Source organism: Pseudomonas sp. MDT1-16, assembly GCF_054898115.1.
The window spans coordinates 3,272,782-3,284,890 of sequence record NZ_CM142717.1 but is presented as its reverse complement, the minus strand read 5'-3'; the positions used below and the strand labels follow the sequence as shown (position 1 = coordinate 3,284,890).

At 60.8% G+C, this 12,109-nt stretch carries 8 protein-coding genes; all 8 read left to right on the top strand.

What is annotated here, in order from left to right:
* The first annotated feature begins 65 nt into the window (after positions 1 to 65).
* The 8 genes from gfa (at position 66) to ACYZT3_RS14885 (ending at position 11,982) form a co-directional block, all read left to right on the top strand.
* A complete protein-coding gene (gfa, locus tag ACYZT3_RS14920; RefSeq protein WP_282378134.1) occupies positions 66 to 644 on the top strand; it encodes an S-(hydroxymethyl)glutathione synthase in 579 nt (192 codons plus the stop codon).
* Between the two features lie 668 nt (positions 645 to 1,312).
* Positions 1,313 to 2,551: a non-hydrolyzing UDP-N-acetylglucosamine 2-epimerase gene (gene wecB / locus ACYZT3_RS14915; RefSeq protein WP_462032374.1), complete on the top strand. Its 1,239-nt coding sequence runs from the start codon at positions 1,313 to 1,315 to the stop codon at positions 2,549 to 2,551.
* A 42-nt stretch (positions 2,552 to 2,593) separates the two neighbouring features.
* A complete protein-coding gene (locus tag ACYZT3_RS14910; protein ID WP_282378133.1) occupies positions 2,594 to 4,807 on the top strand; it encodes a hypothetical protein in 2,214 nt (737 codons plus the stop codon).
* A 12-nt stretch (positions 4,808 to 4,819) separates the two neighbouring features.
* The gene (locus ACYZT3_RS14905) at positions 4,820 to 6,934 is read left to right on the top strand and encodes a glycosyl transferase family protein (protein ID WP_282378132.1); all 2,115 of its coding nucleotides are present in this window, start codon (positions 4,820 to 4,822) and stop codon (positions 6,932 to 6,934) included.
* Positions 6,931 to 9,474, top strand: a complete 2,544-nt coding sequence (locus tag ACYZT3_RS14900; protein ID WP_462030184.1) for an NfrA family protein — start codon at positions 6,931 to 6,933, stop codon at positions 9,472 to 9,474. Before ACYZT3_RS14905 ends, ACYZT3_RS14900 begins: the two co-directional genes overlap by 4 nt.
* An 8-nt stretch (positions 9,475 to 9,482) precedes the next feature.
* Positions 9,483 to 10,136, top strand: coding sequence for an alginate O-acetyltransferase AlgF (locus tag ACYZT3_RS14895; protein WP_282378128.1), 654 nt, complete (start codon positions 9,483 to 9,485; stop codon positions 10,134 to 10,136).
* A complete protein-coding gene (locus tag ACYZT3_RS14890; protein WP_462030183.1) occupies positions 10,133 to 11,122 on the top strand; it encodes an alginate O-acetyltransferase AlgX-related protein in 990 nt (329 codons plus the stop codon). Before ACYZT3_RS14895 ends, ACYZT3_RS14890 begins: the two co-directional genes overlap by 4 nt.
* Positions 11,123 to 11,199: 77 nt before the next feature.
* Complete coding sequence (locus ACYZT3_RS14885) at positions 11,200 to 11,982, top strand: alpha-amylase family protein (protein WP_462032373.1); 783 nt, start codon at positions 11,200 to 11,202, stop codon at positions 11,980 to 11,982.
* Positions 11,983 to 12,109: the final 127 nt, after the last annotated feature.

Below are 12,109 nucleotides of genomic sequence, written 5' to 3'. Positions count from 1 at the left end.
GATCTACCGGCCTGGTGCACGGCCCCAGGCACTTTCGTCTGACACCCTGAAACGGAGAAGCCAACGTGAGCACCTTGAAACTTCACCCCGCACTGGACAATGGTATCCAACCCGCCGCCGCGAATTTCACAGGTGGTACCCTGCAATGCCTGTGTGCGACCGACAAAGTCGAGGTCAAGATCGACGCACAAACCCTGCATAACCACGCGTGTGGCTGCAGCAAATGTTGGAAACCGCAAAACGCGACATTCGCCGTCATTGCCGTAGTACCTCGGGATAAGGTCAGCGTCACTGCCCACGGCGAAAAACTGGCAATTGTCGACGAAAGCGCCGCCATCCAGCGCCACGCCTGCAAGCAGTGCCACACCCATCTCTTCGGGCGCATCGAGAACAAGGACCATGCGTTTTATGGCCTCGACTTCGTCCACACCGAGCTCTCTCCCCAGAGCGGATGGGCTGCGCCGAGCTTCGCAGCGTTCGTGTCCTCCATCATCGAAACCGGCACACCGCCAGCGCAAATGAAGGCTATCCGTGAGCGCCTGCGCTCGATCGGCCTGGAGCCCTATGATTGCCTGTCCCCGGACTTGATGGACGCACTGGCGACTCATGTCGCCAAACAGAAAGGCCTGCTCCCCGCCGCTTGATTGATCGGCCGCCGCGGTTTCTTCGCCGGACCGCGGCCCGGTTCACCACCAACATGTAAAACGCCGCTGTTATGGGTACTCGAAGGCACCCTTCTCTGAGTCACCTCCCGAACCAGCACAGGTTGAAGGATTATTAAATATTGAAGATAGAAAGAAAGTTCAATTACTCCTAAAAGAAACACTTATTGCATCATGACAATATACAGGCGTCATTTCAGTGACTATCATAACCCTCACTCCTGAAAAACCAGGCCTTTAACACGCAAAGCGCGACCGATATAACCAATGAGTAATTCATTCGCGCCGACGAATGGATATAAACATAAATAATATCGTTATAAACCATGACGTTAAGATCGCCACAACAATCAAGACAAACTTTCCAAGATTTACAAAAAACTAGAAAAGACCGGCTACAAAAATAAAAGTTTCAAACCCTTATCATTAAAAAAAATAACGCATATAACTCTTTAAAACATTCACCATCGATGCTAATAATCCGGCCGGTTCCGGGTTGAAGGCGACGCACCACCTCACATTGAAGTGAATATCTGATCTCACGCTGATGTCCCGGTCTTTACTACATTCAAATAACGCTGGCGTGCTCAAGTTTCAATAAAACTTGGGCCGCTGTTGTGGGCGCACTAAAACTGCGCAAGGAAGACATCATCGCTCGCCATCATTCAAGGGTTAAAATCCTTTCAATCTTCGGTACCCGTCCAGAAGCCATCAAGATGGCGCCTTTAGTCAAAGCCCTCGCTGCAGAACCTGGCATTCAATCGCAGATCTGCATCACCGGCCAACATCAAAGCATGCTTAAACAGGTGCTGGATCTGTTCGACCTCAAGGCCGATTACACCCTCGATGTGATGACGCCGCACCAGTCGCTCAACTCCTTGACCGCGGCGCTTTACGGGGCGATTGACCCCGTGCTGGAAATGACCCGCCCGGACCGGGTGCTGGTACATGGCGACACCACTTCGGCCATGGTTGCCTCAATGGCGGCGTTCCATCGACGCATTCCGGTCGGTCATGTCGAAGCCGGGCTGCGAACCGGTGATATCTACAGCCCGTGGCCGGAAGAAATGAACCGCCGCTGCATCGACCTCGGTGCGGACATGCTGTTTGCGCCGACCCACGAGTCGCGCCAGAACCTGCTCGACGAACGCCTCCAAGGTCGCGCCTTCGTGACCGGCAATACGGTGATCGACGCGTTGCAGATGACGGCGCGGCGCATTGAGCAAGACGCTGACCTGCGTGCAAGCCTGGACCGGCAGTTCTCGTTCCTGCAAACCGGTCGCAAGGTTCTGCTGGTGACCGGGCATCGCCGGGAAAACTTCGGCGAAGGATTCCTGGATATCTGCAAGGCCTTGAGCCATCTGGCGCGGCGCGCTGATATCCAGATCGTCTATCCGGTGCATTTGAACCCCAATGTCATTGGCCCGGTCACCGAGCAGCTGGGCGATCTGCCGAACGTGCACTTGATCAAGCCGCTGGACTACCTGGCCTTCGTGCGCCTGATGCAACGTGCGCATGTGATCCTCACCGACTCCGGTGGCGTGCAGGAAGAAGCGCCCTCCCTGGGCAAGCCCGTGCTGGTCATGCGTGAAGTGACCGAGCGCCCCGAAGCTGTCGCGGCGGGCACTGTGCGTCTGGTCGGTACCTCGCCGGACTCGATCATCGCTGGCGTCAACGCATTGTTCGATGACGACCTGCTGTGGCGTCGCTGCTCCCAGGCTGCCAACCCTTACGGCGATGGCAAGGCCAGTGCGCGCATCGTCGATGCCCTGATGGGGCGCCCGGTCGATGATTTCGTCGTGGCCGGACAGCCCTTGCCCAAATTCCTGAACTACCCGTCAGCGGTGCCTGTGCCCGAGAAAAATTGCCCGGCTTTTACCTCTCAATAAACCAAACCGATCCTCTCCCTTATCAGCTCGAGATCTACCTGAATGAAGTCTTCCGTTGCCATCCATACGGGTGCGCTCAGCGCCCTTGCCTGTGGCGTGAGCCTGCTCGCGCTCATGCCGACCTTTGCCTTGGCCGCGGACAGCCCGCTCACCCAGGCGATCAACCGGCTCAACGCCGACACCCGACAAGAGCGTGAGATCCGCTTGAGCGATCTGGGGATCGATGCACCGATCATCCTCGGCTCCACCGATGCCCGACGCGACCTGTATCTGCCGGTGCCGGCGGGTGTGCCACTGACGGACGCGACCCTGAATTTCGACGCCAGTTACCTCAATGGCGAAGGCGGACGCAACACGCTGTTGCTGTCGCTGGACGGCTATCCGGTACGCGCCGAAGGGCTCAGCGAAGCCCAAGGTGATGCCAGCGCCACGCTGGGCGTGGACAAGCAAGCGCGTGACAGCGGCTCGCTACGCCTGGGGATTGCCTGGTCGTCGATCGTGTCCCGCGTGTTGTGCGAAGACGAGCGTGCCATCGGCAACGTGTTGCGTATCGAACCGGACACCCGCCTCAATTACAGCTACGACGCCAGCCAGTTACAGGACGTCGGTGCTGCCTGGACGGCATTGCCTGGCAAACCGGGGATCATGGTCGCGCCGGGTACCTTATCCGCCGACAGCTACGATGCGGCCTGGCGTCTCGGTGTGGCACTGGAGCGGATTGGCAAGCACAGCCGCATCCTGCCCTTCCCCGCCGTGCAAGACAGCGTTGACCTGACTGGCCTGCGCATCCCGGCCGAACTGCAGACTATTCCAGCGTTCGCCAGCCTTAACGGCAAAGGCTCGCACGTTCTGGCGACCCCGGCGCAAATCGGTGCACTGTTGATGTTGGGGCAGACGCCGAACGTCCAGGCGGATCTGGCCATCAACGACCCGCAACTGCTCAAAGCCGTCAATGAATCGCTGGACGCGCTGCAGAGTCAGATTCAGGGTCTCGACGCGACGGCAGCCAATGCCTTCACGCAATGGCGTGAGCGGCATATCAATGCAGGTCTGGCCGCCACCGGCACTGACAACGTGCGTCTGGCATTGCTGGGCACACGTCCGGTGCTGATGATCGCGCCGCAAGCGACCGGCAAGGCATTGGCCCTGTTCAGCTCGGCCTGGAACACACTCGCACGTAGCCGCCAATTGACGGTCAGCGAAGCACAGATGCCATTGAGCGCCGACGGCCGCGTGGCCCTGTCACGCCTGGGCGGCAACCCCGGCGCCATCGACGTGCTGGCCAAATCCGACTGGAGCACCTCGTTCCCTCTGGGCAGTGTGGCCTACGACGGTCGCCTGCCGGTGAAGGCGGTGATCGATGTGTCTGCCGCCCCCGGTGCCTCGGACACCGCGCCGGTGGCCTCGCTGTTTCTCAACGATTACCTGATTGGCGCGCAACAGCTCGTGGCCAACGGTGAACAGCAACGCATCGAAGCACGTATCCCGCGTTACGCCCTGGGTTCGAAGAACGTGCTGCGCGTGTCGTTCCAGCGTCAGCCGGTCAGCGATCGTTGCCTGGAAACGCCACAGGCCTTCCCGGTCTCGGTGCGGCCGACCAGCCACATCGTGCTGGAAAAAACCGCGCTGGATGATGACTTCTCGGGCATGGCTGCGCGCTTTGCCATGGACACGCAAATCCTCGTTCCACAGGCCTACCTCGAGCATCCGGCAAGCAGCTTGCCGCAGGTGATTTCGGTGGCTGACGCCGCCGGTGTTTCGCCGCTGCGGGCGCAACTGAACGTCAGCGCCGACCCAAAGGTTTCGGTCACGCCGGACAAGGCCTTCCTCGCCTTCGAGCTGCCGATCAAGGACAGCAAGGAATCGGTGCAGGTCGATGATCAGGGTCGCTTGCGCATCAACCACAAGGATCAGATGTTGTTGGACATCCATCCCCTCAACCACCTGGCCTCGTTGCAGGTGGTGGACGCCGGCGGCCAGCAGGGTCTGGTCTATCGCGCCCTGGGCAATGACGCGCCACGCTTCGCCAAACAGATTCTGCTGACCCGCGGCGATGTGGCCATCCTCGGTGACAACGGTGTACTGACCACCTTCGACACCCAGGATCCAAGTGGCAGCCAATTGATCGACAAAGAAGAACCCAAGGGCCTGGACGCCTGGCGCAAGCCGTCGCTGTTGTGGCTGATTCCGGGTGGCATCCTGTTGCTCCTCATCCTGTTGCTGGCTGGCCGTAGCGCCCGTCGCAATCGCCAGTAACGGAAACTTTCGATGACGTCGCTTTATTGGCCCTACTGGCTGGCCCACTACTACAGCTTCCTTGAGATCTCGACCATCGTGGTCGCAGTGCTGATCCTGATCTCCAGCCTGGACGATCTGTTCATTGACCTGTGGTACTGGTCTCGCCGCCTGTTTCGCAAGTTCACCGTGGATCGCAAATACCGGCCGCTGACCGCCGAGCAACTGATGGCCCGGGATGAACAGCCGTTGGCGATCATGGTCCCGGCCTGGCTGGAATATGACGTCATCGCACCGATGATCGAGAACATGGTGTCGACCCTGGATTACCAGAACTATGTGGTCTTCGTCGGCACCTACATCAATGACCAACGCACCATCGATGAAGTGGAACGCATGCGCCGGCGCTACAAGCAGCTGCATCGCGTGGAAGTCCCGCATGCCGGCCCGACCTGCAAGGCCGACTGTCTGAACTGGGTGATCCAGGCGATCTTCCTGCACGAGAAAACCCACGGCATGACCTTCGCCGGCGTCGTATTGCACGACAGCGAAGACGTACTGCACCCGATGGAATTGCGCCTGTTCAACTACTTGCTGCCGCGCAAGGACATGATCCAGTTGCCCGTGGTTTCGCTGGAGCGCAACTGGTACGAATGGGTGGCCGGCACCTACATGGACGAATTCGCCGAATGGCATGGCAAGGATTTGGTGGTGCGTGAAAGCATGACCGACACGGTGCCGTCTGCCGGGGTCGGTACCTGTTTCTCCCATCGTGCCCTGCGCGTACTGGCCGGGGAAACCCAGAACCAGCCGTTTAACACTGACAGCCTCACCGAGGATTACGACGTCGGCGCACGCCTGGCCAAGGTCGGCATGAATGCGATCTTCGTGCGCTTCCCGGTGCAGTTTCGCGTGTTGCGTAAATCATGGTTTCGCAAGCCTTACGAATCGACTCTGAAGATGCCGTTGTGCGTGCGGGAATTCTTTCCCGACACCTTCCGTACCGCGTTCCGCCAGAAAGCCCGCTGGACGCTGGGCATTGGCCTGCAAGGCTGGGAGCAAATGGGCTGGAACGGTTCGCTGGCCAATCGTTATCTGCTGTTTCGTGACCGCAAAGGTGTGGTGACGGCGTTCGTCAGCATCATCGCCTACGTGATTCTGGTGCAGCTGCTGGGTCTGATCATCCTGCGCCAGAGTGGCCTGTGGGACGTGAGTTTCCCGACACCGTTTGAAACCAATGGCTTTATCCAAACCCTGCTACTGGCCAACGGTATCGCGCTGGCCTGGCGTATCGCCCACCGCTGCTACTTCACCACCGTGCTGTACGGCTGGCAGCATGGTTTGCTGTCCATCCCGCGCATGGTCGTGGGCAACTTCGTCAACTTCATGGCCGCATCACGCGCCTGGCGCATGTTCCTGGTCGGCAAGGCGCTGAACCGCAAGCTGGTGTGGGACAAGACCATGCACGACTTCCCGTCCACCGACCTGGTGGCTGTCGCACCGCGCAAGCTGGGCAGCGTGTTGCTGTCCTGGCAGGCGATCAACGACGCTGACCTGCAAAGCGCCCTCGCCGAACAGAAAACCCGGCACATGCCTTTGGGGCGGATTTTGCTCAGCAACGGCTGGCTGGACGACGAGACGCTGGCGGAAGCCATCGCCTTCCAGAACGATCTGCCACGGGTGTTCGATGTGGCCGCCAAGGCACGGGACTCGATCCTGACGCTGGACGATGAGTTCGCCCTGCGTTGGCGCGTGGTGCCGCTTGGCTTGAATGCCGACGGCCGCGCGCAAGTCGCCGTCGCCAGCCCTCTTCCGGCCGAAGGTCTGCTGCAGGTCAGCGATGAACTGGGCAGCGAACCGGTGCAGCTGATTGCCCGTGAAAGCGAAATCGTCGCGCAATTGCGTCAACAGAACGTGCGCGAAGGCCAATCCGTGCCGGATGCCCGTGCGCCACTGCTGGGCGACCTGTTGATCGAAATGGGGCTGCTGGATCGCGACGTGTTCAGCCGCTCCATGTTGCAGTACCGCCCGCAGCATCACGGACGCATTGGCGACTATCTGGTCGACAGCGGCGTGCTGCCCCGCTCCACCATCGAAAAGGCCGTGGCGCGTCAGCACAGCCACTACCCTGCGGAGCTTGCGACATGAACCGCCCCTTCCTGACCCTCATGGCCACGGGGCTAAGCCTGTTACCTGGGCTTGCTCATGCCGAGACGCTGCCCCTGCCGTTGACCGGCCCGGCCTTTGAAACGGCCAACGAGGCGTACAGCGCGTACGAGCGTAAAGACTACGACCTGGCCATCGCCAAGGCCCGCGAAGCGTTGCGTCAGCGGGCTGATATCACGCGCTTGAACACCTTGATTGCACTGGCGCAACGCGACAAGGAACAGCGAGACCATCCCAAGCGCTACCCGCAATCACTTCAGGCACCGGGCTTCGGCGCCGCTGCCCAGGCGTTCAAGGCCTATGATCGCGATGACTTCGGCGCGGCTGCCCAAGCGGCACGCAAAGCCATCGCCCAAGCGCCCAAACGCATGGATTATCGACTGCTGCTGATCGAGTCGTTGCAACGCCAACAGCATCTGCAGGATGCGGATCAAGCCACCACCCAGGCACTGGCCGTGTTCCCGGACGACGATACGTTGTTGATGCGTCGCGAAGCGATTCGTCGTCAACTGGCGGCGCCGCTGGCGGTTCAGGGTTATCGCGCCCTGGAGCAAGGCAAGGTGTCCCTGGCCGTGGACCAGGCCAGAAAAGCCGTCGCCTGGGCGCCGGAAATCGGCGCCAATCAGCAACTGCTGATCAGTGCCCTGCTCGCTGCCCATGATTACCTTGGCGCCGAACAGGCCGCGTCAGGCGCGTTGGCTCAGGACGATGGGGAAATCGCACCGTGGATTCTGCGCAGCTACGCCCTTGATCGTCAGGGTAAGACTCAGGCCGCCCAGGCTGACCTGAATCAAGCTTTGGCCATCGATGGCCTGCTGGAAGCGGAAATTCGTGACATTCGTTTCTTCGCCGCGGACGCCGCACTGGCCCATGGCGAGCCTCAGCAAGCGCTCGATCATTTGCAGCCACTGGCCCACGATGAAGGCGGCGAAGTGGCCCGCCGACGTACCGCCGCCAGAATGGCGCTGCGGCAGAAAAACAACGGCTTGAACGCTGTTGCTCACTTTCCGGCACCGGCCTTGAACTGTCAGGAAAGTGCCTTCGGCCTGGTCTGTGATATCTGGCCGGGCAACCAGCGCGATGCGGGAACCGACATGGCCGCCCAAGCCTACGCTGCTTTGACCCGCAAGGACCCCGCGACAGCGGTTGCCCTCGCGAACGAAGCCATCGGCCGCGCGCCGCAAAATCCGGCGTACCGGCGTCTGTTGGTCAGCGCTCTGAGCGACCAGAAACATGCGCCCGAAGCCATCGCGGCCGCCAGCGAAGGTCTAAAGCTCAATGGCGATGACGCGCGGCTGCTGGCCCAGCGCGGTCGTTTGCGCCAGCAATCCGGCGACGATGCCGGGGCGCGCAAGGACTTCACCCAAGCCCTGGCCCTCGGCAGCCTGCCCGCTTACGAAGAGGCCAGTCTGTATGCCGCCCTCGGCCAGCGCCGCACCGCCCGCGAACGGCTGCAACAAGCGCGGGACACGGGCGAGCTGGAATCGATGAGTGACCTGCAGATCGCGTATTTGTCGGTCCAGGCCGGTGACGATGACGCCGCCCTCGGGGCGTTCCGCAAGTCCGAGACCGACACCCGACTCTCCCCGACAGCGACTCAGGATGCGGCCTACACCGCGATGCGCGCCAACGAAGACCAGCAAGCCGTAGGCTACTTCGAGCGCGTCATCGACGCGCAGCATGCCGGTGAACTGGACATGCCTGCGCAGCAACTGTTCGACACCCGCCGTGCGGTGGGCGATGTCTCGCGCAGAATGGGGTTGACCAGCACCACCAGTTATCGTGGCAACAGTTCCAACAGTGGACTGAGTTCAGCGCCGAGCAGCGGCAGTAGCAGCAATGACAGCCTGCAAAACAGCACCGAACTGTCCTGGCGTCCGTTGGGCTATCGCAATGCACGCTTCGTCGAACTCTATGGCCGTGTCACCGACACGCTCTGGAGCAAGAACGGCGATTCGGACACCGGTTTCGATGCGCTGCAAGGCGCCGTGGGTGTACGGGTCAAACCCTTCACCGCTCTGAACGTGATGGCCGCCGTCGAGCGCACATTCCCGTTGGGATCGTCGGACGTTGACGGCGACTGGCTGCTGCGTTTGGGTTACGGCTCAAGCGTCGGCACTGACCTGCGCGTCGATGCCTCCAGCTGGTGGACCTCGCAGTTGTTCGCGGAAGCGGGTCATTACGTCAACGACTCGCGCAACTACTTCAACAGCGAATGGCAGGTCGGTCGCAGCTATGCGATTGGTGGCGCGGGCTCACGATGGGTGAGCTTCCCGCATGTCGTGGCCGCGTTCGACTACGACTCGAAGATGAACAGCGGCACAGATGCCGACGGCAGTTCGGACTCATCATCCGGCAAGGCCGGCGGGGTGGGTGTCGGTAACAACGTCCGGTACTGGTTCCGCGAAGACGCGTACAACGCGCCCCGCTCCTACGTCGACTTTTCCCTGCAGTACCGCGTCAAGGTGCTGGGCGATGACCGTGCCGAAGGCGTTTTCGCTCGCCTGACCTATTCCTATTGAGGACTTACATGAACGTTCGAATCTGTGTGTGGCTGGGTCTTGGCCTGCTCTCGACAGGCGCACAAGCCGCCCCGGAAATCGCCCAGCTGTACGCACCAAAATTGCCCGAAGGCTCCGCGTATGTGCGGGTGGTCAATCCGGCCGACACCGCGATGCAGGTCCAGGTGGGCCAAAGCGCAAGCTTCAGCCTTTCCGCCCAGAGCACGGTGGCCAGCCCCTTCCAGGTCGTGGACTCGCGACAGCCACTACAGGTGACCGTGAATGGCCGCGAGATAAAGGGCCTGAGCGCACCGAAAAGTGCGTGGGTGACCCTGATTCTGGACAGTGACCCGGCACGGGCGCCACGCCTGGTCATCGACCCGCCGCTGCGCGGTAAAGACCTGCGCGCCGAACTCAATATTTATAACCTGAGCAACGGTTGCGAAAAGGCTGAAGTCAAACTGGCCAATGGCGCCCCGGTATTCAGCCAGCTGCCGTTCAATGGACAAGCCCAACGCACGATCAACCCGGTGCAAGCGACGCTGGTTGTCAGCTGCAATGAAATCGCCAGCCCGCCGCTGAAACTGGCGCCCTTCAAGGCCGGTGATCGCTATAGCCTATTCCTGATCGGCTCTCGACAGGCGCCACGCCTGATCGGCCTTGTCGACCAGAGCGCCCCATGAACCTTCAATTCAAACCCGAACGGTTTATCCGTCGATTGTCGATGCCCGCCATGATCGCCGTCCTGTTGGCGAGCCTGTCAGGCACCGTCGTTCAAGCGGCTTCGGCGGTGATCACCGGCAACGGCGGCTGGTTATTCCCTGCCTGGGAAAGCCTGAGCAAGGTCGACAACACCGGCACTGCCCGCAACATTGCGCTGGTCAAAGAACTCCAGCAGCAACTTGAACGCGAACACATCGGGCTGGTCGTGCTGATGGTGCCGATGAAAGCGCCGTTTTATGCTCAGCGCCTGCCCGCCGATCAACCCTTGAGCGCGCCCGTCATGCAGCGCTACGACCATTTGCAGCGCGACCTGAGCCAAGCAGGCCTGACCACGCTGAACATCAAGCCGATCCTGCAACGGACCGAGCAAGGCAAACAGACCGCCTTTTATCGCGCCGACTACCACTGGACAGCCTGGAGCGCCGAAAACACCGCCGACTCCACGGCGCAACTCATTACCGAGCGCTACCGCCTGCAAGGTGACCCCGGTGGGGGCTCGGTGCTGGGCCAATGGTTCGACAGGCGCGCGTTCGGCGACCTGGCCAGTAATTTCCTGCCAGCGATCAAGCGCAAGGTGATTGGTCGCGACCTCTACACCGTTCGCCATCAGGTAGAGAAAGACTTGCTGATCGATGACACGCCGGCGCCGGTTCAGGTGATCGGCAACAGCTTTGTCCAGCCTTACCTGGGTTTTACGCAGAAGCTCTCAAATGCCCTGGACCGTCCCGTCGCACTGACATGGAACCCCGGTGACGTCGGTCCGTGGGCGACGCTGCTGCAATACTTGGAGTCGGCGGATTTTGCCGAACACAAGCCACAAGTGATTGTCTGGCAATTCAACGAGGGTCAGTTCCACCTTGGCCCTGATGCGGCAGCCAACTGGAACGCAAAAGGCGTCACCTCACTGAGCCAATGGCATCAACGCATCAAAAAGGCACTGCCGTGAAAATTTTCGGCTACACCGCCAGTCGCGCGACCGTTGCTGCTCTGTTGTTTGCCGTCACCGTCGGTGCAGGTACCGGCATGTTCTACGTGACGAAGACCAAGGCCCTGGCCCCGGGGATTGTCGGCATCGTCTGGCAGCCGGACAACAAGACCGTCGGTATCAGCGGACACTGGGAAAAACTGGGAGCGCGTGAGCTGCTGGTCCAATGGACCGTCGTGGACGATCAGGCCTTCGTTCCCGGTACCGGCCTGCCCGTCGTACCGGTCCTGCCCGATTGGGCGCGCATCGCCAAGGCACCCTGGGCGCAGGATGTCATCCTTGGGTTGGCGGGTTATTTCAGCGAGAACCGCTCACGGGACAACATCGAGGAACTGGCCACAGTCTCGGAACGGATCGCCAAATTGCCTACGCCGTTACACGTGACTGGATGGTATTTCCCGGCCGAAGTCGACCCCAGCTGGACCCGCGCCAGAGACCTGCCCGCTCTGCTGGCCAAGCTGCCTCGACCGTTGTGGATCAGCGTTTATGATGGCGCCAATATCGGCCCCGTCGCCACGGCCGAATGGCTCAAGCAATGGCTGCCGGACGACATCGGTGTGTTCTTCCAGGACGGCGTCGGCGTCTACGCCCGCACCGCACCGGTCGCCCGAACCTACGCCGACGCCATGCGCCAGCGTCTGGGCAAAGATCGTGTGCGGATCATCGTCGAAGCCTTCCGCCCCAACTTCGGCGGCGGCTTCCGCCCCGCGACCGCTGCCGAGCTCAAACCGCAACTGGCGGCCTATGACGGTTATCCGCTCTACCTGTTCGACGGGCCGCACTACGTGACGCCTGAGTTGGTCGAGGAATTGCTGCGATAAAGCGAAATCGTGGCAAGTTTTGAACGCTGACTTACACTGCGATACACCCAATGCGAATGAATGACTGTTCAACGGACCGGTAGGTCCCACGGCAATCCGGGCATCACGTAATGATCTGGGTGAAGCC

Excerpts from the sequence above, each read along its gene's own strand:
- ACYZT3_RS14895 (WP_282378128.1), top strand. The coding sequence starts at position 9,483 with ATGAACGTTCGAATCTGTGTGTGGCTGGGTCTTGGCCTGCTCTCGACA.
- ACYZT3_RS14900 (WP_462030184.1), top strand. The coding sequence starts at position 6,931 with ATGAACCGCCCCTTCCTGACCCTCATGGCCACGGGGCTAAGCCTGTTA.
- ACYZT3_RS14890 (WP_462030183.1), top strand. The coding sequence starts at position 10,133 with ATGAACCTTCAATTCAAACCCGAACGGTTTATCCGTCGATTGTCGATG.
- ACYZT3_RS14905 (WP_282378132.1), top strand. The coding sequence starts at position 4,820 with ATGACGTCGCTTTATTGGCCCTACTGGCTGGCCCACTACTACAGCTTC.
- ACYZT3_RS14910 (WP_282378133.1), top strand. The coding sequence starts at position 2,594 with ATGAAGTCTTCCGTTGCCATCCATACGGGTGCGCTCAGCGCCCTTGCC.
- ACYZT3_RS14885 (WP_462032373.1), top strand. The coding sequence starts at position 11,200 with ATGTTCTACGTGACGAAGACCAAGGCCCTGGCCCCGGGGATTGTCGGC.